Raw genomic sequence first — 26,950 nt, forward strand, 5'->3', positions numbered from 1 at the left:
GTGATGAGTGATGGGTTGCCCCTTACTCGGAGCAGATTCATCACTCATCACTATTCATTCATCACTACTATGAGCGTTTTTGCGAGAATCAGTTCAGAATTACAGGGGGATCGTTCCATTTGGGCGGTGCTGTCCATTTTGGCAGTATTCTCGCTGCTGGTGGTGTATAGCTCCACAGGTACACTTGCCTATGCCAAAGGTGGTGGCAATACCGAGGCTTTCCTCGTTCGGCAAACCGTGTTTGTCATTGGTGGTTTGTTGATCACCTACTTTTGCCACACCTTTAATTACATGCGTTTTCACCGGGCGGCGCCGTATTTGTTCTTCATTTCATTATTGCTACTCTTTTATACGCTGTTTTTTGGAGCCAACATCAACGATGCCCGGCGCTGGATTGCCATACCTTTTACGGGATTGACTTTTCAGACTTCGGATTTTGCCAAAATTGCGCTGGTGATCTACGTGGCCCGCTCCATTTCCGCCAAACAGGATTACATCAAAGACTGGAAATCGGCCTTTATCCCCATCATCGTACCGGTACTCATCGTGTGTGGATTGATCGCTCCAGCTGACCTTTCTACTGGCGTTTTGCTGTTTTTTACCTGCCTGATGATGATGTTCGTAGGGCGGGTAGACGTACGTTTTATCATCGCCCTCTTGTTGTTGGGTTTGATGGTTTTTGCGCTTCTGATTTTTTCAGCAGATGCCTTTCCGGGATTCATTCGAGTAGATACCTGGTCTTCACGGATTCGGGATTTTGTAAGCAATCCAGATGGAGGATATCAAGTACAACAAGCTAAAATTGCCATAGCGAATGGGGAGTGGTTTGGCGTTGGGCCTGGCAATAGCATTCAACGCAACTACTTGCCTTCTCCCTATTCCGATTTTATTTATGCCATCCTTTGCGAAGAATATGGCGTGATCGGTGGGGTGATCGTGATTTCGATGTACATCGTCCTCTTTTTCCGCATTACCCGTTTGGTGACCAAAAGTTCCAAAGCCTTTGGAGCGATGGTGGCCCTGGGTTTGGGGATTGTATTGATTACCCAAGCTTTTGTCAATATTGCTACAGCACTACATTTGATTCCAGTAGCTGGGGTTACACTGCCCATGGTGAGTCGAGGGGGTACTTCCACTTTGTTCACCTGTATTGCTTTTGGGATCATTCTGAGTGTGAGCCGATTTGTAGAACTAAACGAAGCAGACTAAATGAATAAGAATAGTGCACCAAGAATCATCATCAGCGGCGGCGGTACGGGGGGACACGTGTTCCCGGCGATTGCCATTGCTGACGCGATCGTGGCAAAAGTGCCCGGCGCTCAGATTCTTTTTGTAGGTGCACAAGGAAAAATCGAAATGGAGAAAGTACCCAAAGCCGGGTATCCGATTGAGGGCTTGTGGATCAGTGGATTCCAACGCTCTTTGTCGCTCCGCAATTTGCTTTTTCCGGTAAAATTACTGCACAGTTTGCTCAAGGCCCGCTCCATCGTGCGGAAGTTTAAGCCTCAGGCAGCAGTAGGTGTAGGTGGATATGCCAGTGGACCCCTGTTGGACATTGCCACCCGCAAAGGAGTACCCGCCCTGATCCAAGAGCAAAACTCTTACGCCGGGGTGACCAATAAGTTGTTGAGCCAACGGGTTCAAAAAGTATGTGTGGCCTACGAAGGTATGGAGCGCTTTTTTCCAGCGGACAAAATTGTCCTCACTGGGAATCCGGTGCGCCGGGCGGTAGCCCAGGCTACCGATGTTGGTGCTGCGCGTACTCATTTTGGATTGGAAGCCAATAAGCCAACACTGCTCATATTTGGCGGTAGTTTGGGTGCCTTGTCCATCAATGAAGCGATGGCGCAAAACACGGCTTTTTGGCAAAACAACCCTGAAATACAAGTGCTTTGGCAATCTGGCGGAAGCCACCATGAGAAATACCAAAACTGTGCAACGGCACAGTTGTCCAATGTAAAACTAATGGCCTTCATCGATCGGATGGATCTGGCTTATGCCGCAGCAGACGTCGTTTGCTCGCGGGCAGGAGCCCTGACCATTTCGGAACTGTGCCTGGTAGGGAAACCTGCCATTTTGGTGCCTTCGCCCTTTGTAGCAGAAGACCATCAAACGAAAAATGCCCAGGCGTTGGTGGATAAAAATGCCGCGATCATGGTCCGCAATGCGGATACGGTCAGCGCACTTTTACCGGCAGCCCTGGAACTATTGCAAAACGAAACCAAACGCAACACTCTTGCTCAAAATATCCTGGCGCTGGCGAAGCCAAATGCTGCTGAGGAGATTGCGGAGCAAGTACTGAAGTTAGTTGAGGGAGGTTGAGGAGGTTTAGGAAGGTTTAGGCTGCCGCAGCGATTTTGACTATGTCGCTGCGGCAGCCTAAACCTCACTAAACCTTCCTAAACTTTCTCAACCAAAATACAATGTTATGCTTGACCTTCAAGACATTAAAAAGCTTTATTTCATTGGAATTGGCGGTATCGGCATGAGTGCCATCGCCCGCTATTTCCTGCAACGTGGGGTAGAAGTACACGGTTACGACCGCACTTCCACTGAACTGACCCGCGCGTTGGAAGCTGAAGGCATGCATGTACATTACGAGGAAGATTTGAGTAAAGTCCCAACGGGCGTTGATTTGGTGGTGTATACCCCCGCAGTTCCAACGAGCCATGCGGAGTACCAGCATTTTTTACAAAAGGGTACCCCCATTAAAAAACGGGCCGAAGTACTGGGCATCATCAGCCGGGGCATGAAAACCGTGGCTATCGCGGGAACGCATGGCAAAACGACGACATCCTCGCTTACTGCCCACTTGTTGCGCAGCACCGGAGTGGATTGTACCGCCTTTTTGGGGGGTATTGCTCGCAATTTTGAATCAAACTACGTGCTGGGTAGCAGCGATTGGGTAGTGGTGGAAGCCGACGAGTTCGACCGTTCCTTTTTGCACCTTTATCCCGATATTGCGTCCATCATGTCGATGGATGCCGACCATTTGGACATTTATGGGGACGAAGAAACCCTGCTAAATACGGGCTTTAAAGCCTTTGCCAAACAGCTTAAACCGGGTGGCACCTTGTGGTTGCAACACAACTTGCAGCACCACTTTGAGGACAGCACGGCCTACCGGAGTTTTGGCGTCGAAGGTGGGGATTATCAGGCCCACAACATCCGGGTAGAAAAAGGCTACTTCGTTTTTGATTATACCAGCCCACAAGGGACGATTGAAGGTTTACAGATGCCTTTACCTGGACGGCACAACGTGGAGAATGCCACCGTAGCCTTGTCTATTGCGCTGCAATTGGGTGCCAAAGAAGCCGATATTCGCAGTGGTTTAGCCGCTTTTCGGGGGGTGAAACGTCGATTTGAAATCATCTACCGCGATGAAGAAACGGCATTTTTTGACGACTATGCGCACCACCCCACCGAGTTGAATGCAGCCATTGGAGCAGCAAAGGAATTGTTTCCAGAAGCCAAAATTACGGGTGTGTTTCAACCCCATTTGTTCAGCCGTACCCGTGACTTTGCAGACGGTTTTGCGGATGCCCTGGACCAATTGGACGAAATATACTTGTTGGATATTTACCCGGCACGGGAACTACCAATCCCCGGAGTGAGTTCTGAACTGTTGGTAAAATTGATGAAAAACCCCAACGTGCACCTGATCAGCAAGGCGGACTTGTTGCCAGCCCTGCAAAACAACAAACCGGAAGTATTGCTGACCCTGGGTGCCGGAGACATCGATACCCTGGTAGAACCAATCGGGAATTGGTTGAACAATACAAAAAGACAAAACAACCCGAAATAAAATAAACCATAGCATGGCCGAATCGACAAATAAAAACAAGATCACGCGACAACAGCTCAAAGCATTGGCCTGGATGGGCACTCTGCTGATGGGGGCGATGATCGTGCTGTCGGCCGTAAACCACCGCAAAAGTGCAGCGGTAAAAGGAGTAGAAGTCGACATCAAACCCTTGCCGAATGGCGATTTGCTGATGCAACCCGTGGACGTTACCGAATTGATCCACAAAGCCTTTGGTTATGAGTTTCAGTCTCGTTCGGTACGCACCGTGGAAATTGAACGCCTGGAACAAGTCTTGGAAAAAGATCCCCTGGTGCAAGACGCCGAAGTATACCTGGATGCCCGCGATTATGTGCGGGTAACCGTGACCCAAAGAGAACCCGTAATTCGCATCATCGACAAAGATGGTTGGAATTACTACCTGGATAAAAACGGCACTCGGATGCCCCTGTCCAAACACTTCACTGCTCGGGTGGTAGTGGCTACAGGGAGTATACCCGTGTATGTGCCCGATTTTTTGGAGCGTGAAAAACACTTATTGCGACAATTGTTTTTGCTCAGTAGTGACCTCCGCAAGGACGCATTTTTAAATGCCATGATCGGACAAATCTTCGTGAGCAGCAACGGCGACTTCATTTTGGCACCACTAATCGGCGACCAAAAGATTGTATTTGGAAAGTACGAAGATGCACAGGAGAAGATTCAGAATCTGAAGATATTTTACCGTGAAGCTATGCCCTACGAAGGCTGGCGCAAATACCGCAGTATTGATGTTCGCTATCGCGGACAGGTGATTTGTAAGTGAAACAAAGGTTTTACTCAGCAACAAATTAAAATCCCATTTTACGGAGACAGGATTGCAGCTAACTTACTGAAAAAACGCTTACACAACCCGCTCCGAATTAACCGCCTACATTCCCATTTTGGTGAAAAGGCCAAATTGAACATTCATGATGGAAACAAATGCTCGCAAATCAGACGTGGTGGTAGCCGTAGACATCGGCACGACCAAAGTATGCGCCATCGCGGGACGTAAGAATCAGCATGGAAAACTAGAGATTTTAGGCGTTGGTAAAGTCAACTCAGAAGGCGTTTTGCGCGGAGTGGTCTCCAACATCGAAAAAACCGTTAATGCTATTTCTGAAGCAGTCATCGCCGCACGTAGAGGCGTGAACGCCAATTTCGATTGGGTACACGTAGGTATTGCTGGCCAGCACATCAAGAGCTTGCAACACCGGGGCATCCTCATGCGCGACAACAATATCGTGGAGATTAGCCAGGAGGACATCGATCGGCTGATCGGAGACATGTACAAACTGGTTCTGCCTCCAGGGGACAAAATCATCCACGTCATTCCACAGGAATACGCGGTAGACAACGAACAGGGCATCCTCGATCCAATCGGGATGTCGGGCGTTCGTTTGGAAGCCAACTTTCACATCATCACCGGGCAAATTGCTGCCTCCAACAACCTGTACCGCTGCGTTGAAAAATCCGGCTTGCGGGTGGCCAACATGACCTTGGAGCCAATTGCTTCAGCCATGTCGGTGCTCAACGAAGAAGAGCGGGAAGCAGGGGTAGCCCTGGTGGACATTGGTGGCGGAACCACCGACATCACCATCTTCCAGGACGGCATCATTCGCCACACGGCCGTGATTCCATTTGGGGGTAACGTGATCACCAAAGACATCAAAGAAGGCTGTACGGTGATGCCCCAACAGGCTGAAAAACTGAAAGTAAAATTTGGTTCAGCCTTGGCCGACGAAGTATACGACAACCGCATCATCACCATTCCCGGGGTGCGCGGTCGTGACCATAAAGAGATTTCGGAGAAAAACCTGGCCCGGATCATCCAGGCTCGGGTGGAGGAAATCCTCGACTACGTGGTATGGGAAATCCGCCGTTCCGGCTATGAGCGCAAACTCATTGCAGGAATCGTACTCACGGGTGGTGGAGCACTACTCAGCCACATTGAAAAACTCTCCGAATACCACACCGGAATGCCTACGCGTATTGGTCTCCCCATTGAGCCCTTGGCGCATGGTTATACCGAGCAACTGAGCAGCCCGATTTACGCCACGGCGATTGGCCTGCTGATGCGGGGCATTGAAGACCGCGAAAAAGGCCGCTTCAATGAACCAGTTACGGAGGCTCCAGTAGTGGCAGAAACACCCAAAGAAAACCTAAGCACACCCAAAGTGGCCAGTGTGGAGGAGGAAGAAGAAGCCCGAACAGCACCAGGAGGACGATGGATCGATAGCCTATTCAAAAAAACCAAGGAATGGTTCGAAGCGGAACCGGACGCGGATTTGTAAACCCTAAAAAATGCAAGGTATGCTTTTCGATATGCCAAAAAATAAGGGCTCCATCATCAAGGTGTTGGGCGTCGGTGGAGGCGGTAGCAATGCCGTCACACACATGTTTAAACAAGGCATTGTTGGTGTGGATTTTGCCATCTGCAATACCGATGTACAGGCCATGGAAGCCAGTTCCGTCCCGATTCAAATTCCTTTGGGTACTGAAGGTTTGGGCGCAGGCTCGCACCCTTCCCGGGGGAAAGAAGCTTGTGAAAGCTCCATTGATGAGGTGCGCAAATACCTGGGTGAAGGCTGCAAAATGCTGTTCGTTACAGCAGGTATGGGTGGTGGTACTGGTACTGGTGCTGCGCCGATCATTGCCAAAACGGCCCGTGAAATGGGTATCCTCACGGTAGGTATCGTCACTTTGCCCTTCAATTTTGAAGGCCGCCGTCGGGTCATGCAAGGCGTGGAAGGATTGTCTGAGCTGCGCAAAAACGTGGATACGATCATCATCATTTCCAACGATAAACTGCGGCAGATTTACGGCAACTTGTCGGTTTCAGATGCATTCGCCAAAGCGGACAACATCCTAACCACTGCTGCCAAAGGGATCGCCGAAATCATCACGGTACCTGGTTACGTCAACGTGGATTTCGAAGACGTTCGCACCGTAATGTGCAACAGTGGTATGGCCATCATGGGCACTGCCAGCGCTGAAGGAGATGACCGCGCTCGCCGCTCTGTGGATGAGGCACTGCACTCCCCACTGCTGGAAGAAAACGACATCAGGGGCGCACGCCACATCCTGCTGAACATCACCTCGGGCCGCAAGGAAGTGACCATGGACGAAATCTTTGAGATCACTGAGTTCGTACAAGAGGAAGCGGGTTATGGTACCGATTTGATCTGGGGTAACTGCTTCGATGAGCGCCTGGGCGACAAACTCAGCGTGACCATCATCGCTACCGGATTTAATGCTCCTTCAGTAGACGAGGTTATACCAGCTAAAGGCGACCAGAAGATCAAGGTCGCTTTGGACGACGACGATGTGCGCCAAAAAAAAGACCTTGGGAACAATCGGACTGGTTTGAAAGAAATTACCCAGTCTGAGCCGGATACCCGTAAGGGGCAAAATACCGTGGAATTTGACAACATCCGTTCCACCATCGAGAAGTACCAGCGCAGCAACAAGCACGGGTACGATGAGCCTTTTGTAAAAGAGGACCATGACCGCATGGAAGAAGAGCGCCGCCGCCGCCAGGAAATGGAACAGCGCCGCAAAGAGCGTTTGCGCAGCGAAACCAATCCACAGAAGTTGAACAATCCACAGATGGTCAACAACATGGAGGGTGAACCTGCCTACATGCGCCGTGGCATCCACCTGGACGACGTACCCGCTGCCAACGAACAAGCTTTCTCCCGCTGGACCATCAGCGACGATGAAGAACTCGACATTTCCGAACGCAATGCTTTTTTAGACGATAATGTTGACTAGCGTTATTGAGACGTTTTAGTCTTTTTTATTTTTTTGTTTTCCATCATGTAAGCGACACTTTTAAAATGCCTGGCAAGGGGAACCTTGCTGGGCATTTTGTTTTTTGGGGAGGGCGGCTTACACCATTTACAGTTGCCAAAGCTTTACAGCATTTATTCGGATTATGGCATTTTGTAACTATTTTTGACCACAATTTAAATCCCGTGAATCACCCACTCCACCTCGACCAAATCACCACCCTCAACGCCCTGGCCCCCGGCTACGCTACCGCCATGCTCGAAGCCGCCGTGGTCTGTATGGCCGATCAAAACCACCAATCCGGCGTAAGCCTCCCCGTCAACATCAACGACCGTGGTGATAAAAACAACATCCAGGCGAACTGGGCGTTAGCAATATCGGAAAACATCCACAAGTCCTACCAAGAGCCCAGCCGCACCACTGACTATGGCGCGATGTGCATTGCGGTGTTGCTCAGCACCATTTTGGTAAAAAAATGCAGTGCGGTGGAACCAACCATGGGCAACAATGGTTTTGACTTCTACCTCTGTGATGAAGAGGACGAATACAATTTTTACCTGGCGCGATTGGAAGTGTCGGGTATTCGCAAAGAGAGCAAAACCAATACCGTAGAAAAAAGAGTGGCTGTCAAAAAACAACAGACGCGGCGATCGGATAATTCCGGTTTGCCTGCGTATATTTGTGTAACCGAGTTTGGAACACCAAAAGCTTCCTACGTAAAAAAATGACACAAACAGCACGTCAATTGCGCAGTACCCACCGTCAGGCCAACCTCCTGGCCCAGGAAGCTTGGATGGCCAAGGAGAAAGGACAGTTTGATCGTTCTTTGGATTTGTACCAAAAAGCTTACCTGCTGGAAAAAGAAGTGGCCCAAGGATACCTGGAATTGTTGGACGCTGAGCCAACTCGCTCCATCATCCTCAAAAGTGCCGCCGTTTTGGCCAAAGAGTGTGGCTTGCTGCGCGAAGCCGAAAAGTGGTTGAGCCATGCCCTCAGTGGGAACCCATCTGATGAAATTGCCGCAGAATTGCGCACCTTGTTCAAAGAAATCAACAAAAAGCACCGCAAAGTCAATGGAACTGCTAAAGTTGAAAAAGGCCCATTGCGCGTTGTAGAAGGGATTTTGGGCATGGTCGACTCCACCAAACACCGCATCGGGGTGGATGCTGCGGATGGCCGGGTGAAAATCCAGGTGCCGCAAGAAGCCAATGATATGGTGTTGAAATTCATCGACAATCAAGTGAAAGTGACTTACCGAGTAGAAGGGCGCAGGAAATGGTTGAAGCAGATTCAGAAGGCAGGGTGAGTAAGTGAAAAGTGAATAGTGAAAAGTGAATAGCTAAAATTAAACACTATTAAGATGATTTCCCCAATCCTTTTCTCCATCATTCTGTTCTTTTTCTCCAATCCAGCACAAAAAATAGCCTCCTCCACCGACCCCGAATTCCTCACCGTTACCATCGACGGCGTTACCTGGACTGCCGAGGATGTCCATGTCCCTATCCCCGGCAGCAAATGCCTGGATAGCACCTGCCAGCAAGTGCTTTATTCCTGGAAAGAAGCCAAACAACTGGATGAACAGCTTACTGGATGGCGTTTGCCGACCTGGAAAGATTGGCGCAAGCTGGAACGCCATTTTGGTTCTGGCCTGATGGAAGAATATTCCTTGGTAACGGTAGGCAAAGAAGTCAAAACGGGCTTGAACATCACCTCATTTCCTGGCTTGTATTCAGAAGGGCAGTACAGCTTGGTGGGCGAGGAAAATGTATATTGGGTGAAACCAACTACCGAGGCGGTTGGAACAGATGGGATTGTCAATATTTTTCAAAAGCATTTTTATGGGCCAAAATCGGAAAAGAAGGATCAGATTTGGCCTTTTATCACCGATTCGGAAAGTGACCTTAAATGCTCGGTTCGGCTAATTAAAGAAGAATAATCACTCCTCTACCTCCTTCATCAAACCCAAGCCATATTCCCTGATCCGCGTGATCAACTCAATGCTCCCCTTGCCTTTTTCCGTCAGGCTGTATTCCGTTTTTGGTGGCACCACCGCGTATACCTTCCGGTTGATGTAGCCATTTTCCTCCAACTCCCGCAATTGTGAGGTCAACATTTTATCCGAAATATGGGGAATGTCCCGGCGCAGTTCACTGTAGCGTAGGGTGTTAGACTGCAAGCGCCAGAGGATGGGCATTTTCCACACGCCACCCAGCTGCTCCATCACCAATTGTACCGGATTGTAGTAAACTTTTCCTTTGTAGATAAAATCTGGCATGCTGTAAGGTTTGGTATTGGGGCAAAATAAGTGCCCTCGATTTATCCATACTTACCAAAAAGTGTGTATCGCACTTTTGGGTTAAACACTTTACAAAGGTAGGTATAAGCCCGAATTTTGTGGGACTTTTTAAAGTCTATAAATTTGCAACCAATGAAAAAGATCATCCTTACTGTTTATGCCTTACTCTTTCTGATTCCAACTTTTGCCCAACACAATGCCGGAAACAATGGCAAAGTGTTGATGATTGCCTCCAACCCCTCGGTGAGCAAACAAACGGGCTGGCCCATCGGCGTTTGGTACGCGGAGTTGGCGCACCCGTACTGGGTATTTAGCGAAGCCGGATACAGCGTAGACATTGCCTCCCCGGAAGGCGGAGAAATCAAATTTGATGGATTCAGCGACCCCGAAGACCCCAGCCAATACGCGGCCTTTGACTACGTGTCACTAGGTTTTAAAAAAGACCCCACCAAAATGGCTTTGACCAAAAACACCCTCAAACTGTCTACGGTCAATCCCCAGGATTACAAAGCCATCTTTGTTTGTGGCGGGCAGGGGCCGATGTATACCTTTTACGAAAACACCGAGTTGCACCAGTTTTTTGTCAATTTTCACCAAACCGGCAAACCCACTGCGGCCATTTGCCACGGCACTTGTATTTTGCTCAAGGCCAAGTTGCCCAATGGCAAGTATTTGGTGGAAGGCAAACGTTGGACGGGCTTTGCCTCCAGCGAAGAACAATACGCCGACAACTACGTAGGCCAACAAATCCAACCCTTCCGCATCGAAGACCTGGCCCGCAAAATGCCCAACAGCAAATACGAATGTGGGGCACCATTCTCAGCCTATGCAGTTAAAGATGGCAACCTGATCACGGGCCAGCAACAAAACAGTGGGGAAGCCGCCGCCAAATTGGTCGTCAAAGCCCTGGAGGATGACAAAAAACGCTACCCCACTTACGTCCTGATCCACGGGGCCTGGGCTGACGAGAGTGCCTGGGGTTTTGTTCGCAACGAACTCGCCAAACGCGCCAACGTGGTGGTGCTGAATTTGCCCGCACACGGCATTGACCTGACTCCTGCAAACCAGGTTTCTTTGGCCGCTTATGTCAAAACTGTCAGCAATGCCATCAATGCCCAACCGGGTAAGGTGATTGTAGTGGCCCACAGTATGGCGGGAATAGTGGCCTCACAAGTGGCGGAAAATTTGCCCGCAAAAATTGACAAAATCATCTACGTCAGCGCTTACCTGCCCCGCAATGGTGAAGATTTGTTGACTTTGTCCAAAAAGGATGCGGAGAGCAAAGTAGGAGGCGCCCTGGAATTCAATGCAGATTATTCAGCGGCGACCATCAAAAAAGACCTGATTGCGCCCGCGGTATGCGCTGATTGCCCCGATTTTATGAAAGAAGCTTTGGTCAAATACCACAAAGCGGAACCCGCCAAACCACTGGGTGAGAAGGTAGTATTGACAGCCAAAAACTTTGGCGCGGTACCCAAATACTATATCCACACCAGCAAGGACGCCGCCGTAGGTTATGAACTCCAACAACAAATGGTTAAGGCCAACGGTGGCATCAAAAAGACCTTTACAATGGCCACTTCACACCTGCCTTTTGTGGTCAATCCGGGCGAATTTTTGGGCCTCCTCACGAGTATCAATTAAGATGAAGTACCTGAAATCCTTAAGTTTGGCCCTGGCATTGCTCCTGATTGGGGGCAATGCCAATGCCCAAATCCCAGTGGAGATTTTACTCGGGCACGAAAAGACCAGCTTCGACTTGATGTTTTTTAAATACCTCAAGAAGCACGACGGCAACAACTCCCGCATTTTGTTTTTCAACCGCAACCGCGCCAGCATCGATTACCGCCAAACTTCCAGCGCGTATCTGCCTCAATTCGGATTCACCGAAGCGCTTTCTTACAATCATCCGGCCTGGAAAGGTTTTGCTCCGGTAGTTGTGGCTCAACTACTCAATCGAGGGATTTATGCCAAAGCGGGGCTTCAATACGCTAGGCTGGCCAAAGATTTTACCTTTTTCAGCTGGGTCGTTGCCGAGTTACAGGAAGAGCCGAATGTTGACTTTTTTGTGTTGACTCGGTATACGCCGCCACTTTCGGAACGCTTACATTTGTATACTCAGCTGGAATTGGTCAATGCTTTTCCTACTACCGAAAGCAAAACATTTAGCCTGATTCAAAGGTTTAGACTAGGGCTAAAAGCAAGGGATTGGCAGTATGGCCTGGGGGCTGACTTCAGCCAAAGCGGTCGGAATACCTGGACCAATACGGACAACCTTGGCATCTTTTTGCGTCATGAGTTTTAATGGACTAACTGATAACTCATATGGAATGGATTCGGCTTCGCCAAATCTTTTAACACGACGACGCGACGGAACGACGACACGACGGAATGGCTACCGCCTCAATACGACGCAAAGCGTCGTGTACACTGAGCGCGAAGCGCGAAGATCGTCGTGTCGTCGTTTCGTTGTGTCGTCGTGTTAATAAAAAAAGCAGCGAAGCTGCTTTCTATCCGCGTAATGTGATCTGATCATTCTGTTTAAAAGACTTAACATATGACACTGGCATTCATCGGCATCGGCAATGTAGGTTTTGCCCTCGCCAACCGACTACAACACCTCGGCCACCAAATCATCATCGCCCATCAGGATGGCAACTCGGATAGTGTTCGCGAAGCGCTTGGGCAAAACCCTCATTGGCCGGTTCAGCCCTTACAAATGGCCATTGACGCAGCCGATGTGGTGTTTTTGGCTACACCCTTCAAAGTTGTCTCGGAACTATTGAGCGGATTGCAGTTCAAGGGAAAAACCCTGGTCGATTGTACGAACCCCGTTGGCCCCGGTGTTTCACACGGACTCAAAAGTGAACGCTCAGGTGCAGAGGTTGTGCAAGAATTGGCACCCGACGCCCACGTCGTCAAAGCCTACACGATCTACGGCTACGAAAACCTGGAAGACAATAGCTTTCCCCAATACAATGTAAAACCCGCCATGTTTATTTGTGGAAATGACGCCAAGGCGAAAGCCCAGGTTACGCAGCTCAATACCGACTTGGGTTTTGAAACCCTCGATACAGGCGCACTAAGTCAAGCTCTGCACCTGGAGCACATGACCCTGTTGTGGGTAAAAATGGTAAGGATGGGCGGGAGTTCGCCGAGGATGGTGTGGGGCGTTCTGAGGGAGTGAAGAGTGAAGAGTGAAGAGTGAAAAGCAGGTACACCGCTTGGTTTTCACCGTTTGGTGTATTTTCTTCACTCTTCACTCTTCACTCTTCACTCTTCACTCTTCACTCTTCACTCTTCACTCTTCACTCTTCACTTACTCCGCTGCCTTAAATTTCTTAAACGCCTCCGTCAGCTTCGGTACCACCTCAAAAAGGTCGCCTACCACGCCGTAGTCCGCAGCCTTGAAGAACGGAGCTTCGGGGTCTTTGTTGATGACCACGATGGTTTTGGAGTTGTTGACCCCGGCGAGGTGTTGGATGGCCCCAGAGATACCGATGGCGATGTAGAGGTTGGGGCGAATGGCGATCCCGGTTTGGCCCACGTGTTCGTGGTGAGGACGCCAATGTACGTCGGCCACAGGGCGAGAGCAAGCGGTGGTAGCGCCCAGCACATTGGCCAGGTCTTCCACGATGCCCCAGTTTTCCGGACCTTTCATACCCCGACCTGCGGATACGACCAGTTCAGCTTCGGGCAATGGCACAATGCCTTCAATCCGGCTTACCGATTTTACTTTTACGCGGCTGGCAGGTACGGCAATTGCGAGTGCTTCGACCGCAGCGGCGCTACCAACTACGGCTGGTTGTAAGGAGTTGCCCATAACAGACAAAATCTTCACCTCCGATTTGATTTCATACTCGGCGATGGCTTTCCCTGAAAACACGCCTTTTTTCACTTTGAATCCGCCATCAGCAGTTGGAACGCTGTTGACACCAGCTACCGAACCCGCGCTCAAACGAGCCGCCAGACGGCCGTGGATCGACTTTCCGGTAGAGGTGTGGCTGAGCACAATCACTTTGGCACCCACTTGTTGGCTCGCCTCCGCGATGACTTTGGCATAAACCTGGCTATCAAATTGATCGAGGGCCGCATCAGCAACGTGCAGTACCTTGCTCGCACCGTACAAACCCAGGTCAGCGGCATTGTGCGCAGTACCCAGAGCCAAGGCCACACACTCGGTGCCAAGTACCTGAGCAGTTTTGTATCCGTAGGTAACCGCTTCGAAGGCGGTTTTTTTGAAATTTCCTTTTTGGCTTTCAGCAAATACGAGAACCATTTTTCTATATTTTTTAGTTAAATAACTTTCGCTTCTTCATGCAAGAGTTTCACCAACTCTTCCATGTTTTCGGGGGCAATCATTTTTACTGCAGACTTGGCTGGGGGCAAGGTGTATTTTACCGTAACTGCTTTGTCTTCAAACGCAGCGGGTGCCACCACTTTCAGAGCCTTGGATTTGGCCATCATGATGCCTTTCATGTTGGGAATGCGCTGTTCGGCTAGGCCTTTGGCAGCACTTACCACAAAAGGAGTATCTACTTCCACTTCTTCTACCCCACCTTCGATGTCGCGTTGGATTGTTGCCGTTTTGCCATCGCTGGTGTCCAGTTTGGTCGCATAAGAAACGAAAGGCAAATCCAGGTATTCGGCGATCATGGCCCCAATTTCGGAGCCATTGTAGTCAATGGTTTCTTTACCCAATAAAATCAGGTCGTAACTTTCGGCGCGGGCGTGTTCTGCAATTTGGAAAGCCACATTCAGGGCGCTGGGAGGGTTCATGTCGATGCGTACGGCATCGTCGGCACCAATGGCCAAACCTTTGCGGATGACCTGGTCGTTGTCGCCAGGACCAACGTTGATCAGGGTAACGGTTCCGCCCAAGGCTTCCTTCAATTCAAGTGCGCGGACCAGGGCATACCACTCATCGTAGGGGTTCATGATGTACTGTACCCCATTGCTGTCCAGCTCAGTGTTGCTGGCGTTGAAAGCGATTTTGGTGGTGGTGTCGGGCGTTTTGCTCACGCAGACCAGTATTTTCATCGAATACGTATTTTTGGCAAAAATGAAGTTTTATTTTAGCTTTGGCAAATATATGGATTTCGCTAGCAAAGCTGAAACTAATTTAGCGAATTTTCGCTAAATTCTCTTTTGTAACTTTTTTAAAGGGCAAAAAGTTCACCCTAATAACAAATCAGTGTTTATGTCCAGTAATCGTTTACTTCAACTGTTGGAAATGCAGGAGTCTGATCCAGGGGATACCTTTGTACTGTTTGCGTTGGCGAAGGAGTACGAAGGGCAAACGGATGACTCCGAGGCATTACATTACTACCAGCAAGTGCTGGAAAAAGACCCACGTTATGTTGGGGCTTTTTACCACCTTGCCAAGTTGTACGAGCGTCAGGATGCCTTGTTGGAAGCGGTTTCAACTTATGAAAGGGGCATTGAGGTGGCCAAAGCTGCCAGCGACCAACATGCCCTGGCGGAATTGCAGTCGGCGAAGTTGAATTTGGAATTGGAACTTTGATTTTTTGAACCACCTTAGAAACCTCAGATACCTAAGAAAACCTCAGGCTTATTCTTCTTGGGTGTGCCTTAGGTGTCTGAGGTTTCTAAGGTGGTTCAAAAAATCAGCCCCAACAACTCCCCATGGATCTCCCGCCAGTGCGCATTCAAATTCACACTACGAATCAAAATATCGTGTGTTCCAAAACGGTAGTCAAGCCTGATTGGCTGATCCGTTTGTGGATAAATGAGCATTCCCGTAGCCACCCGCGAACGTTCGTCGCGTTGCTCCTGATTGAGTAGGTAGCTGTACATTTGGTAAAGGTTAGTGGAAAAAAGTTTGTCCACTTCAAAACGGCTTCCTCCCAGCGGCTGCCGATAATATTTGGCGTCGATGATGATTTTTCGATTGGGACTTTCCAGGGTAACATCCGTTTCCATGATAGGCAGGTAATTCAAATGCTGCGGATCTTGCGGGGCTTCCCATTGCCAGCGGATTTGCTCCCGCCGTACCCAATACTCCTGTTGTTCTTTTTTGTAAAAACGAAAAAGGAAAGATTCAAACACGCGGTTCATCTTGCGGTCGTCGCGGCGAAAATCGACAAATTTGAACTGGCCTACGGTTTCAGTCGGCAGCAGATTTTCGGCAACGATGCGGCAAATGTGTAGCAAGAAATGATACAAACGTTGGTCGCGCCGCAACTGCACTTGTTGAAAAGCGCGAGGTGTTAGGGCAATCCGCTTCAGTGGTGGAAACATCCGTTGGAGTTGTTGCAACTCCGCTTTGAGGGTTTTGTCCAATGCTGGTGTTTGTAACAAATGTTGTACCGTGGCCGCCAGAATTTGATTGCTGGGCGTATCGGCGCTGTATTCATCAAACTGGCAGATGCTGCGCCGGTGCCACAACTGCTGGGTTTTCAGCGTTGCACTCAAGTTTATTTTTCCCTTGATGCCCTCCACCACCTGTTCGAGTTCTTGATAATCATGATCCAGTCCACGTTTGAGCAAAACCCGCAGGCCATTGATCAAAACCTTGGCAAACAAATCCGGCAGGTTTTTGAATTGTTCGATTTGGATGTTGACCCGCTCGGCTTCATCTAGGGTATTCCAGGCATAACACAGCAGGTAGTACAGGTTTTGGATGGGGATCATGGCCGGGCGATTTCCAGGTTTTGGAAGATTTTATCCACCCTTTCCGGTTGATCAAACCACATTTCTTCCAACATAGGCCGAATCTCGTAGCGCAACAAATCCTGGTACCACTGCCACTCGTCCAGGGCAGGGCTGTAGGTGCAAAAATAGCTGTGCCCCAGGCGAAAATCCTTGCCGAGATTGGGATCGCGGGCAATTTCATCGTTTAGTCTAGGAATTTGTTGGGCAATAAACTGGGCCAAAATTGCCGAAACGCCCTGTTTTTGCAAATGATCTACAAAACTTTGATCATAACAAGGTTCGATGTCGATGAAGGCAAAACGCCGGCGTAGGGCGTAATCAATGATCGCCAGGGAACGGTCGGCGGTGTTCATCGTGCCAATCAGGTACAAATTGGGGGGCACAAAAAAATCAGGATCAGTAGCCCGGCTATAGGTGAGGCGAACGGCGTAGGTTTCAGCGCGTTTATCGGCTTCAATCAGTTGCAGCAGTTCACCCAAAATTTTACTCAAATTGCCCCGATTGATTTCATCGATGATCAAAAAATAGGCGCGATCGGGATGGGCTTGCGCGGCTTGGCACAATTGGTAAAAGACGCCATTCCGCAATTCAAAGCCTCCATTCGGTGCAGGCCGCAAGCCTTGTACAAAATCTTCATAACTGTAGGATTGGTGAAATTGAAGCCGCTGAATTTGGGCGCTGTCTTTAAAGCCCATTAAGCCATAGGCCAGTTTGGTGGCCAAAAAGGTCTTACCCACCCCAGGAGGCCCTTGCAAAATGACGTTGCGTTTGCGCTTCAACAAGTGCATCAGGCGGACAAATTGCTCGGTGGGGATAAAAGGGCGATCGGGGTCGTCTTCGTAGCGATAGCGGGGGATGTAAGTTGCTTCTGGTTCTTTGGCGAGAGTTGCAGCAGGTGCACTGTCACCAAAGGGGGCTTCGGACGGTAAGTAAGAGGAGTCGAGGGGGGGCTCAATTCCTAGGATTATATCATTAAACGTGACGACCTCTGGCTTGATTTGTTCAAAAATAGTCTGTACTTCTGCATAGGATTGCACCACCCAAAGTTGGTTCTCCACCATTTTATCAGGAGACAATCTTGCAGCGGCCATTTTACCCGCAGTGCTGATGTTGCCAATTTTTAACAAAAACTGATTGGATCTTAAATGCCCTTGCGGAATGTCCAAGTGGATAGTAATGCTTGCTGTACTGCTTCCAAAAGGGGAACTGGAACGAAAATCGCCAATTTTTACCACGTATTTCTTCAAATGTAAACTGGCACTGAGTTGTTGGCCAATTTTTTCAAGGTAGGCTCGGGTTTTCTTTTGAATCTCACCCTCAAAAAGAAGGGGTAAAAAGACACTAAAAGGTTTTTGGTAACCATGAAAAGGATCCCGATTGCTCAGTGGGTATACATCAAGTTGATCCAGGGTATCCGCGTCCAGGTGTGCAAAGTAACTGCGGTTTTTTTGGCGAATGCGTTGTTTGATTTCTTCAACTTTCCCTGAATCTATTTTTTGCTGCGTCAGCAGTTGCCGCAGGCATTCCGTGCGCAAGAGCTGGATGGGCTGGAAGGGGAGCTGTTGGTATTTATTCAGCAGGTTTTGCATAGTCTGCTGATCTAAGCGCTCCAGGTGTGCATACAATTGCGCTGGATCTTCTGAAAATTGATGGTATTGTTGAGCGAGTTGTTGAAGGTATTCAAATTCGGCTTGCATGACTTTAAGATATACAGGAAAGGTAAATAAAAATGCCATTTAAACAAAAAGAGCCACCGAAAATGCTTCAGTGGCCCATATACATTCAAGCTCAATATTTGTCGAGAGAAGTTGAAGAGTTGAAGAGTTGAAGAGTTGAGAAGTTGAGAAGTAGCTACCGCAGCGTTTTTGACAAGGTCATTCCCTAAGTCACTGCGGTAGCTACTTTTCAACTTTATTTGCAATTGGCCAATAGTTGACGTAAATCTTCTTTGTCTTTCAGGACTACCGTTTTGCCATTTTTGGTTTTTACCCGGTAAGGGAAAACCAACTCGGGACGATCAGTAGACAATGGGTTGTTTTTCACCCAACGCTCGATCAATTCGCGGAAAGCATCCGCAGATCTGATTTCCACCACTACACCACTGGGCAGTTTTACTTTGGCCGGGAAAACGACATCAAAGCAAGGCGTAGGATCAATACCACATTTTGCGTTGGCTTTACGTAAGTCTTCGGCTGAAGCAATCACTGCCGTGGTGCTGTCGCGATAGACAATGCCAAAAGGTATTTTTACAATCGTTACACCAGTAGCGGCAGGGTGTGCTCTGCGCCAGGCCAGTGCTTGTTTGGCAAAGTCTTCTGCATTTGTTGCTACAGCGGTGCTGCCATCAGGGTGCTGAATGGTGTCCGGGAAAACAATGCGGAAGCAGGGGCGCAGGTCAGGACCAGGGCCGGGACGATCAGGGCCTGGCTTGCATGCTGCCAGGATTTTCCGCAAATCTTCAGGGCTCGTGATTCGCACGATGGTGCCATCCGCTTTTTCCACACCATAAGGGAAAACAAGCTCAGGATGTTTGTCGGCATTGGGGTGGCTGCTGCGCCATCTTTTCAACAGGGCTGCAAATGCGTCGGCGCTATTGATTGTAATGGTACTTTCGTTGGGCAACTTCACCTGTACCGGGAAGATGACCTTGTAGCAAGGCGTTGGAGTTGGTCGATCCGGCAAGCAGGATTCGATCAGTTTTTTCAGTTCTTCAGGGATGTTAATCGTAGTGTTTGAACCATCGGCAAGGGTTACTTCAATTGGGAAAATGATTTTGGGACGGCCATTTGTATTGGCATTTTTCCAACGATCGATGAAGTTTTTGTGCTCGCGTTCGCCCTTAATTTCCAGCGTATCGCCGTTGGGCAATTCTACACTGATGGGGAAGACAAACTCAAAACAACAACGAGTCGTGTCACGTGGGCCTCGTGGTCCCTGGCCCAGTAAGGGATCGCCGAGGGTGAAGTTGTCTTCACTCACGACAAGGTCTTCTTTCTGGCAAGCCGTGAATAACACTGTGGCGAACAGTGCAAACACCACTCCGGTTTGTAAAATGGACTTTAACATGGTTTTTGAAATTTTTGGATTAAGAATGCTTAGATTACTCAGGTAAGCCCAGGTTTTTTATCTTGTACTCACTTTTTTGAAAAAAAATTCAAAAATTGTGGGCTGAACAAAAGCAAGGAAATTTAAATGCGTTTGTTTTTCAAATTTCACCAGGATTCGTCCTGTTCAATTTTTGTCTAGATGTCGGATTTAGAGCGTTGGCAAGCATTAAAGGATGGAGATAAAAGGGCCTTGGAATACATTTACCGCGACCATGCTGCTGTACTGTTTAAATATGGACGCAAATTCATGCCGGATGCCCAGTTGGTGGAAGATTGTATTCAGGATTTGTTTATTGAACTGTGGGATGCTCGTCAGCGGATTTCGGCTACAGATTCCATTCGCAAGTATTTATTTGTTTCCCTCCGCCGCAAAATTGTCAAGACTCTGGATCGCCAAGTGAAAAAAATTGCCTCCGAAGAACCCGAAGAGCGCCATTTTCAAGCTGATTTTGGCATCGATCAACTCATCATCCAGGGTGAAATGGACGCCGAACGCGACTCCAAATTGAAAGCGGCCATGGCTGCTCTGAGTGAACGCCAGCGCGAGGTCTTGTACCTGAAATATTTTGCGGATATGGACTACAATCAGATTGGTGAAATCATGGAATTGAACTATCAATCCGCCCGAAATTTGTCACATCGCGCCCTCGAATCGCTGAGGCAAATCCTTTTGGTAGTTTTTATTGTCTGGTTGTGTAATTTTTTCGGATTAATCTGAGTACACAATTGAAAGTACTGGCTTATCCAATTAAATGTAGAATCAATGCACAAGCTCATTATAGTGTCATTACTGTTGATCACAAGTTTTTCTTGTACCAAAGACGAAACTGCCAGCGTAGATGCCGCACTACAACCCTTGTTTGATGATTTTGCTACTGAAGCCCAAACCCGAGGACTAAACCTGGATATGAACCAGTACAGTGGGATTTTTATGGAACTGGAAGACGCCAATGTGGCGGCCAAATGCCAAACGATCTCCAACGGCACCAAAAGAGTGGTCGTGGATCAAAGCTTTTGGAATGCAGCCAGTGCTATGCAACGAGAAATGGTGGTTTTTCACGAATTGGGACATTGCGTGCTCAATCGTGCCCACCTCGATGAGGCCCGTACCGATGGCGCTTGTATCAGTATGATGCAGAGTGGACTCGGTCTTTGCAAAATGAGCTATACGAACCAAACGAGAAGCGCTTATTTAAATGAGTTGTTCAAATAATGTTTTAACCATCGCAACGGCGCCATGCGGCGCTTCGGCTTCGCTCAGCGACCGTATGGCACCGCTGCGATGGATAAAACCCAAACCCTGAATATGTGAAATCAGAAACCTTTACATCTTACACTTCCCTGGACTTTGCCCAGGAACCTTCCTTCATCCGCTGGGTCAGGGCCGGTGATGAAGAAGCTGCCGTTTTTTGGCAAAACTGGCTGCAAAAACATCCGGAAAAAGCCACCGAGGTAGAGGAAGCTCGCTTGCTTGCTCGTGCCATTACTGTGCGCGAGGAAGAGCCCAGTGCCTTGCAGTTGTCCAATCTGTGGAACCGGATCGATGCAGCTACTCCCGAAAAATCAACTGTTACTGACCATACACCAGTCGTACCGATCAACAGCGGAGCCAAAATTCTTCCCATTCGCCGCTGGCTGACTTATGCAGCCGCTGCATGTGTGACCCTGTTGCTGGTGGCCTTATTCTACAACCCTACCCGCAGCATCAGTGCGGGCATTGCCGAACAAAAAACGCATCAATTGCCCGATGGCTCCAGTGTGGTGCTCAATGCAGCTAGCAAGGTGAGTTACCATCCCTTGCGCTGGGGCTTGGCCCGCAAGATTGAATTGGAAGGGGAGGCATTTTTTGAAGTGACCAAAGGCCGTCGTTTTGTGGTACAAACGGCCCAGGGAGAGGTGGAAGTACTGGGCACCAGCTTCAACGTGCGAGCCCGAGGCAACTCTTTTGCGGTGTCTTGCGTTACGGGTAAAGTGAGGGTTTCCAATCCAAAGGGAGAACAAATTTTAACGCCAGGATTGAATACCCAAACCAACGAAAACGGGGATTTGGTGATTCCTTATACCATTGCCGAGTATCCTGCTGCCGCTTGGCGCGAAGGGGCCTTTCATTTTGAAGACGTGCCTCTGCAAGAAGTATTCGAAGAAATCCAGCGGCAATTTGAAGTGCGGGTACAAACTTCGCCTGAGATTGCCAATCGTAAAGTGACTACTTATTTTGAGGGCAACAACCTCGATTCTGCTTTATACAACGTGTGCTGGCCACTAAGACTGGAAACGAGCATACGTGGAAACCTGATTATTGTAAAATGAGTTTAGAAGGTTGAGGAAGTTGAGAAGGTTGAGGCTGCCGCAGGAACTTAGACAATGGCTTTGTCAAAATCGCTCGCGGTAGCCTCAACTTTCTCAACTTCCTCGACCTCCTCAACATTCAACCAAAAACAACCATGCCCATCAAAACGCTGGTCGTATGGCTTGTCTTTTCCTTTTTCTCCTGCACCTTGGTGGGCCAGTCCACTTATGCCTTTGTTGAAAAATTTCAGAATACTCCTCTTGAACAGGCTTTCGACATTTTAGCCAAAAAACACAAGCTCAAATTCTCCTACGAAAACCTGACGGTAGCCAATATCCGCGTTTCTCAAAGAATCAATGCCAAAGATTTACCTGCGGCTTTAACCCAATTGTTGGCTGGGCTGGGGCTGGAATACCACATCACCGGCACCGGACAAATACTGGTGCGCAAGGCCCTAAGTGAATCTGAACTCAGTGTGAGTGAGGTAAAAATAAAGGTGCCGCGTAAAGTCAACGGTGTACTTATTGATGCCTGGACACAACAGCCTTTGGCTTATGGTCACGTGCTTTGTGGTCAAGGCGATGGGGTGATTAGTGACGAAAATGGGCGGTTTGAAATCAACCTAGAAGATGGGAGTGCTACTACTGAAGTGGCCGTGCAATACCTGGGCTATCAGACGCGAAAAACCTGGATAACACCAGGAACAGAGCCGCTTGACCTCAAAATAAGACTCACCCCGAAGGTGGAACAACTCCAGGGCATGACGGTGACCGCACGGCTACCCACTATGTCGAATAAAGTATTGGAAGATGAGACTGTTTTGCATGGCCAAGCCTTGCAACGTTTGCCTGCCTTCGTCAACGGGGCCGACGTCATGCGCAGTCTGCAATACCTGCCAGGAGTAAGTGCACACGACGACCTTTCGGCAGACCTCAATATTCGAGGGGGAAGTGGAGATGAGAACCTGATCATCCTGGATGGTATCACCTTGTACAATGTAACCCATTATTTTGGCATTTTTAGCATCGTCAATCCCCATGTAGTTGACGAGGTGAAGGTGTACAAAAATGCTTTCCCTGCCGAATACGGTGGCCGTACTTCTGCAGTGGTAGACATTCGTTCGGCCCAGCGCAGTCAAGGGGACACCGAAGTGCAAGCCATTGCGGATGTCAACCTCATGACCAGCAGTGTATTACTGGATGTACCGCTGGGAAAACAATTTCGGGTGATGGCGGCGGGGCGGGTCACCAATCAGAATCTGGCCAATAGCAAGTTGTTCAACTTACTCAACTCCGAGGTGCAGGATACCCGGATTTTTGATGCAAGGCCTGGGTTTACAACCGTTAGAGAGGTGGTTTCGCAAAAACCAGAACTACGCTTTTTTGATGCCAACCTCAAGGCAAGTTGGCGCCCTTCCGCTCGCTTTAGTGCCGATTTGAATTATTTTAGTGGAGCGGATAAATATGCCTATTCCTATTCTCGCTCAAGTACCCAAACCATCAACAACCGCCGGGAAATTTTAAATGAATCCTATGATGAAGAAGCCGATTGGTTCAATCAGGGCTTTGGTTTGCAACTGAATCAAAGATGGAGCACCCGCTTAAGTTCCAATTTGAACATCGCATTTTCAGAATACGGCATCAGCCGGGATTTTTCCCAAAAATCGATCTTCCAGGTAGGCAATCGTTTGCGGCCAAATTTTATTTTTACCAATAACCACGACAACCACATCAGCGGACTGGACTTGAACTGGAAAAATGAATGGCAGTTGAATGCACGCCAAAGGCTGGTGTATGGTTTTGAAAGCATTGAAAACAAGTCAACCTTGTACCTCCAGGATGGGAAGACGGCATCGCTGAACCTGGATGACCATGGTTTGCAACAATCTTTGTATGGAGAATACCAGGCTGATCTGGCCGATTCTACCTTGAACCTCAGCTTTGGATTGCGTGGCACCCGCTACAATGGGAACAATTATTTTTCCCCCCGCTTGGGCCTTTTTGTAAAAGCTTCTGACGAGCTGCGTTTGAAAGCTTCCTGGAGTATTTACCAGCAGTTTTTATACCAGTTTTTCCACGAGGATATTTACGGTCGCTCTTATCCGTATTGGGTTTTGGCCAAAGGGGATCCTCGTTTCCCGGTGACTACTGCTCACAACACCATGCTGGGCGCGAATTTCCGGAAAGGGGGTTTTGAACTGGACGCGGAGTTTTATGTCAAAAACACCAACAACATGGTCGAGCACGCCCGTACCTTGGTGGCTTTGCCTGATTCTTTTGAATACAGATTCACCACTTTTCAGGGTAGGGGGAGAACAGTAGGCCTGGATCTTTTGCTCAAAAAATCGTTTCCCCATTACGATACTTGGGTAGCTTATACTTTGAGCAAAAGCAGCCAAAGTTTTGCCAACATTGCCCGCGGACAGTGGTTCCCCTCGCCCAATGACCGCCGTCACCAACTAAAGTTGATCAATCAATACAACTGGAAAAAATTTGATTTTTCGCTGGCCTATGTTTTTGCTTCAGGTCGCCCGTATACTGACTTATCCAAATTGAGTGAAAAGCCTGCCGACCGGGGAGAAACGACCCCCGAAAACCGCCTTTCTTACCTGGAGGATTACCATCGCGTCGACTTCGCTACAACCTATTCTTTCCGCATCGGTAGAACCAATGTCCAAGCCAATCTCAGCTTCTTTAATTTGTTCAACCACCAGAATGTCAAGTACCGCCAGTACATCTATTCCTTCGTCCCAGCAGACCCACGTAACGGGCAGACTAAGCCGCAGAATACGGTGCAGGGACTGGAGTTGCAGTCTTTGGATTTTACGACTTCGGTGGGAGTGGTGGTGCGGTTTTGAACAAAATGCTTGAAAATAAAACAAAAAATATTTTTTAAGATAAAAAATAACTATTTTTACTTGAATTAAGAAGAATGATTAATGGAAATTTCAGACCTGTATATACTCAGCCTCACTGATGATAACAACCATCAAGTTGTTGAAATAGGCTTAATAGATTTGGAATTAGCCGAAAAGATATTTCAATATACTGGAATTGACTTGGAAGGATATGCTATCACAATCGATAACTATGGGTTGAAGCATACCCTTAAAAGGCATGGAGATTCGGACAAAGAAGCACTTCATGGACAAGTAGAAGTGAAATTGGAAGATTTTGAGCTAATTCCGTTAATTCTTAGAGAGGCTGACAACATACATTTAAGTGCTAGGCAAAAAAGCAAAAATAGCCCCTTTACCGAGACCTTGATCTTTGAAAAAGAAGTACAAAATTATTATTATGTATTGAAAGAAATCAAAAGAGTAACAAAGAAGGGTAAGGTAAGGCGGTTGGTCTTTCAAACAATGTACATTACTAAAAAGCGCAGAACTTTTTGAAAAAAAAGGGAAACCGACGCCAGATGCACCTTTGAAAGTCCTCCGCTCAAACGTCCTAAACGTTTCGGTTTCCTAAGACAAAGGTAAAGGAATTTTTTGTGAGAGTCAAGCTTGAATCTATCTTGCTGGTATAATAAAATAATGTTTTCTATGGCTCACTAAGTTGGCTTGAGTTTTTCCCCAAACTTCTTTAACTTGCTGAATCAATAAGCGAAAGTATGAGAATTGACCATATTCCTCAGGTACCAACTATCGTTGCTTTTTTAAAGTCTAAAGGCTGGCTAGAGCAGAGTCGAGATCAGCATGTTTGTGTAATGACGCCTCCTGCTTCACTTTCTTTGTCTAAAAACTTCGAGTACCAAGTCCCACTAAATGACACCCTTATTGATTATCGAGAATATGCAATTCGTTTGGTATTCAGCATAGCAGAGTTATACGAGTTGAACAAGTGGGATTTACTGGAGTTGCTGTCTCAACGTATTGAAGACATTCAAAAGGATATTGAGTTGCGAAAGGAATTGGTGGCACACGCGATTTGAAAAATTGGTACTTGTTAGAACATTCTCTAATGACTGAATCAGTTCTTAATTTTATTACTGGTTATAAAAGCAAACTATCCCTATTGATAGATGGAGAATGGGGCGCTGGAAAATCTTACTATGTTAAAAATCAACTTATTCCGAAAATTGAAACAGAAGGATATAAGGTTTATTACGTTTCACTTTTTGGATTATCCGACCCGAATGACATTTATGTTCAAATATTTTCAAGTAAACTGTCAAAATCTGCTTTCGGTAAATTTGCTGTTTATGGAACAAAGGCTTTAATAAGTTTAGGATCTAGTAAAGTTGGCTTGGACAAGAAAGATGTCAATACTATATATTCTGAATTAGCTGAATTTGATAAGTGTGTTTTTATTTTTGATGATCTTGAGCGCATAAGCACAAATTTGATTTTATCAGATGTTTTAGGCTTCATTAATTCAAATTTTATTGACAAGGATGGCACGAAAGTGATTTTTATTTCAAATGAAGTAAAAATTGATCATCATAAAGAAGCTTACCTACTCTATAAGGAAAAGGTTATTGGATGGAGCCTACGCTTTGAGCCATCCTTAAAAGAGATCATGGACTCAATTCTAAAGACATATCTTGATCAAAAAGATTTCTTTAGATTTATTGAAGAGTATAAAGAATTTGTCTTGGATTTTTTACAATATTTTGGTTATAAAAACCTTAGAACTCTAATTTTCTTTTATGACTGCCTGTTTAAAATCTATCATTTGATTGCCGAAAAGTATACGTTTATTCAAAAAGACATAGTCTATTCTTTATTAGTCTTGTGTTTTCAGGTAAAAGAAGGAAAAATTAAGGCAAAAAATATCAATGACGTGCCTAAATACATAAAACAAAGAGGAGTTGGCACAACTCGACAGGGTGTAATTCAAATTGTCGCACCTCATCATTAAGCTGCGGATTTCCTGAAAATATTAGTGATGAGATCGAATTTTTGGCTGCGTAAAGCGACCCTAAGTTTGATCATCTTATCGCAACCATCATCAGACCAGCGTTGC

The 26,950-nt window shown here is 47.7% G+C and carries 26 protein-coding genes; 20 read left to right on the forward strand and 6 right to left on the reverse strand.

Going from position 1 to position 26,950, the window contains the following annotated elements; translation table 11 throughout:
* Positions 1 to 69: 69 nt before the first annotated feature.
* From ACEW9O_RS09830 to ACEW9O_RS09870, 9 genes are all read left to right on the forward strand, one after another.
* The gene (locus ACEW9O_RS09830) at positions 70 to 1,209 is read left to right on the forward strand and encodes an FtsW/RodA/SpoVE family cell cycle protein (protein WP_373549983.1); all 1,140 of its coding nucleotides are present in this window, start codon (positions 70 to 72) and stop codon (positions 1,207 to 1,209) included.
* Positions 1,210 to 2,322: an undecaprenyldiphospho-muramoylpentapeptide beta-N-acetylglucosaminyltransferase gene (murG, locus tag ACEW9O_RS09835; protein ID WP_373549984.1), complete on the forward strand. Its 1,113-nt coding sequence runs from the start codon at positions 1,210 to 1,212 to the stop codon at positions 2,320 to 2,322.
* A gap of 106 nt (positions 2,323 to 2,428) precedes the next feature.
* Complete coding sequence (murC, locus tag ACEW9O_RS09840; RefSeq protein ID WP_373549985.1) at positions 2,429 to 3,805, forward strand: UDP-N-acetylmuramate--L-alanine ligase; 1,377 nt, start codon at positions 2,429 to 2,431, stop codon at positions 3,803 to 3,805.
* A 13-nt stretch (positions 3,806 to 3,818) separates the two neighbouring features.
* Positions 3,819 to 4,607, forward strand: coding sequence for a cell division protein FtsQ/DivIB (locus ACEW9O_RS09845; protein ID WP_373549986.1), 789 nt, complete (start codon positions 3,819 to 3,821; stop codon positions 4,605 to 4,607).
* Between the two features lie 145 nt (positions 4,608 to 4,752).
* Positions 4,753 to 6,117 (forward strand): cell division protein FtsA, encoded by a 1,365-nt coding sequence (ftsA, locus tag ACEW9O_RS09850; protein WP_373549987.1) that lies wholly within the window; start codon positions 4,753 to 4,755, stop codon positions 6,115 to 6,117.
* Between the two features lie 19 nt (positions 6,118 to 6,136).
* Positions 6,137 to 7,597: a cell division protein FtsZ gene (gene ftsZ, locus ACEW9O_RS09855; RefSeq protein ID WP_373549988.1), complete on the forward strand. Its 1,461-nt coding sequence runs from the start codon at positions 6,137 to 6,139 to the stop codon at positions 7,595 to 7,597.
* A 203-nt stretch (positions 7,598 to 7,800) separates the two neighbouring features.
* Positions 7,801 to 8,343 carry a hypothetical protein gene (locus ACEW9O_RS09860; RefSeq protein WP_373549989.1) on the forward strand — a complete coding sequence of 181 codons (543 nt, stop codon included), beginning with the start codon at positions 7,801 to 7,803 and terminating at the stop codon, positions 8,341 to 8,343.
* Positions 8,340 to 8,921 carry a hypothetical protein gene (locus ACEW9O_RS09865; protein WP_373549990.1) on the forward strand — a complete coding sequence of 194 codons (582 nt, stop codon included), beginning with the start codon at positions 8,340 to 8,342 and terminating at the stop codon, positions 8,919 to 8,921. The genes ACEW9O_RS09860 and ACEW9O_RS09865 overlap by 4 nt, the downstream gene beginning before the upstream one ends.
* A 54-nt stretch (positions 8,922 to 8,975) precedes the next feature.
* The gene (locus ACEW9O_RS09870; protein ID WP_373549991.1) at positions 8,976 to 9,551 is read left to right on the forward strand and encodes a hypothetical protein; all 576 of its coding nucleotides are present in this window, start codon (positions 8,976 to 8,978) and stop codon (positions 9,549 to 9,551) included.
* Here the strand turns inward: ACEW9O_RS09870 and ACEW9O_RS09875 are convergent, their stop codons facing one another.
* Complete coding sequence (locus tag ACEW9O_RS09875) at positions 9,552 to 9,890, reverse strand: winged helix-turn-helix transcriptional regulator (RefSeq protein WP_373549992.1); 339 nt, start codon at positions 9,888 to 9,890, stop codon at positions 9,552 to 9,554.
* A gap of 153 nt (positions 9,891 to 10,043) precedes the next feature.
* Here ACEW9O_RS09875 and ACEW9O_RS09880 point away from each other — a divergent pair, with 153 nt between their 5' ends.
* From ACEW9O_RS09880 to ACEW9O_RS09890, 3 genes are all read left to right on the forward strand, one after another.
* Positions 10,044 to 11,555 carry an alpha/beta fold hydrolase gene (locus ACEW9O_RS09880; protein ID WP_373549993.1) on the forward strand — a complete coding sequence of 504 codons (1,512 nt, stop codon included), beginning with the start codon at positions 10,044 to 10,046 and terminating at the stop codon, positions 11,553 to 11,555.
* Position 11,556: 1 nt separating this feature from the next.
* Positions 11,557 to 12,216 carry a hypothetical protein gene (locus tag ACEW9O_RS09885; RefSeq protein ID WP_373549994.1) on the forward strand — a complete coding sequence of 220 codons (660 nt, stop codon included), beginning with the start codon at positions 11,557 to 11,559 and terminating at the stop codon, positions 12,214 to 12,216.
* A gap of 252 nt (positions 12,217 to 12,468) precedes the next feature.
* Positions 12,469 to 13,098 carry an NADPH-dependent F420 reductase gene (locus tag ACEW9O_RS09890; protein WP_373549995.1) on the forward strand — a complete coding sequence of 210 codons (630 nt, stop codon included), beginning with the start codon at positions 12,469 to 12,471 and terminating at the stop codon, positions 13,096 to 13,098.
* Positions 13,099 to 13,230: 132 nt separating this feature from the next.
* On the opposite strand, the gene ACEW9O_RS09895 is transcribed toward ACEW9O_RS09890, so the two are convergent.
* Positions 13,231 to 14,190, reverse strand: a complete 960-nt coding sequence (locus ACEW9O_RS09895; RefSeq protein WP_373549996.1) for an electron transfer flavoprotein subunit alpha/FixB family protein — start codon at positions 14,188 to 14,190, stop codon at positions 13,231 to 13,233.
* A 17-nt stretch (positions 14,191 to 14,207) separates the two neighbouring features.
* Positions 14,208 to 14,951, reverse strand: coding sequence for an electron transfer flavoprotein beta subunit/FixA family protein (locus ACEW9O_RS09900; RefSeq protein ID WP_373549997.1), 744 nt, complete (start codon positions 14,949 to 14,951; stop codon positions 14,208 to 14,210).
* A gap of 160 nt (positions 14,952 to 15,111) precedes the next feature.
* Here ACEW9O_RS09900 and ACEW9O_RS09905 point away from each other — a divergent pair, with 160 nt between their 5' ends.
* Entirely contained in the window at positions 15,112 to 15,435 is a 324-nt protein-coding gene (locus ACEW9O_RS09905) for a tetratricopeptide repeat protein (RefSeq protein ID WP_373549998.1), read from the forward strand.
* A gap of 95 nt (positions 15,436 to 15,530) precedes the next feature.
* Here ACEW9O_RS09905 and mcrC read toward each other — a convergent pair whose 3' ends face one another.
* From mcrC to ACEW9O_RS09920, 3 genes are all read right to left on the reverse strand, one after another.
* The gene (gene mcrC, locus ACEW9O_RS09910) at positions 15,531 to 16,565 is read right to left on the reverse strand and encodes a 5-methylcytosine-specific restriction endonuclease system specificity protein McrC (protein ID WP_373549999.1); all 1,035 of its coding nucleotides are present in this window, start codon (positions 16,563 to 16,565) and stop codon (positions 15,531 to 15,533) included.
* Positions 16,562 to 18,283 (reverse strand): AAA family ATPase, encoded by a 1,722-nt coding sequence (locus ACEW9O_RS09915; protein ID WP_373550000.1) that lies wholly within the window; start codon positions 18,281 to 18,283, stop codon positions 16,562 to 16,564. The genes mcrC and ACEW9O_RS09915 overlap by 4 nt, the downstream gene beginning before the upstream one ends.
* A 214-nt stretch (positions 18,284 to 18,497) precedes the next feature.
* Positions 18,498 to 19,652 carry a hypothetical protein gene (locus ACEW9O_RS09920; RefSeq protein ID WP_373550001.1) on the reverse strand — a complete coding sequence of 385 codons (1,155 nt, stop codon included), beginning with the start codon at positions 19,650 to 19,652 and terminating at the stop codon, positions 18,498 to 18,500.
* A gap of 180 nt (positions 19,653 to 19,832) precedes the next feature.
* Here ACEW9O_RS09920 and ACEW9O_RS09925 point away from each other — a divergent pair, with 180 nt between their 5' ends.
* The 7 genes from ACEW9O_RS09925 (at position 19,833) to ACEW9O_RS09955 (ending at position 26,845) form a co-directional block, all read left to right on the forward strand.
* Positions 19,833 to 20,411, forward strand: coding sequence for an RNA polymerase sigma factor (locus ACEW9O_RS09925; protein ID WP_373550002.1), 579 nt, complete (start codon positions 19,833 to 19,835; stop codon positions 20,409 to 20,411).
* A gap of 45 nt (positions 20,412 to 20,456) precedes the next feature.
* Positions 20,457 to 20,906, forward strand: a complete 450-nt coding sequence (locus ACEW9O_RS09930) for a hypothetical protein (RefSeq protein WP_373550003.1) — start codon at positions 20,457 to 20,459, stop codon at positions 20,904 to 20,906.
* Positions 20,907 to 21,001: 95 nt separating this feature from the next.
* Positions 21,002 to 22,003, forward strand: coding sequence for a FecR domain-containing protein (locus ACEW9O_RS09935; protein WP_373550004.1), 1,002 nt, complete (start codon positions 21,002 to 21,004; stop codon positions 22,001 to 22,003).
* 134 nt (positions 22,004 to 22,137) lie between these two features.
* On the forward strand, positions 22,138 to 24,840 hold the full coding sequence (locus tag ACEW9O_RS09940; RefSeq protein WP_373550005.1) for a TonB-dependent receptor plug domain-containing protein: 2,703 nt from the start codon (positions 22,138 to 22,140) through the stop codon (positions 24,838 to 24,840).
* A gap of 81 nt (positions 24,841 to 24,921) precedes the next feature.
* Positions 24,922 to 25,377 (forward strand): hypothetical protein, encoded by a 456-nt coding sequence (locus tag ACEW9O_RS09945; RefSeq protein WP_373550006.1) that lies wholly within the window; start codon positions 24,922 to 24,924, stop codon positions 25,375 to 25,377.
* Between the two features lie 218 nt (positions 25,378 to 25,595).
* Positions 25,596 to 25,916 carry a hypothetical protein gene (locus tag ACEW9O_RS09950; RefSeq protein WP_373550007.1) on the forward strand — a complete coding sequence of 107 codons (321 nt, stop codon included), beginning with the start codon at positions 25,596 to 25,598 and terminating at the stop codon, positions 25,914 to 25,916.
* A gap of 29 nt (positions 25,917 to 25,945) precedes the next feature.
* The gene (locus ACEW9O_RS09955; RefSeq protein ID WP_373550008.1) at positions 25,946 to 26,845 is read left to right on the forward strand and encodes a P-loop NTPase fold protein; all 900 of its coding nucleotides are present in this window, start codon (positions 25,946 to 25,948) and stop codon (positions 26,843 to 26,845) included.
* Positions 26,846 to 26,950: the final 105 nt, after the last annotated feature.

Origin of the sequence: Haliscomenobacter sp. (assembly GCF_041740695.1) — a bacterium.
Taxonomy (GTDB): Bacteria; Bacteroidota; Bacteroidia; order Chitinophagales; family Saprospiraceae; genus Haliscomenobacter.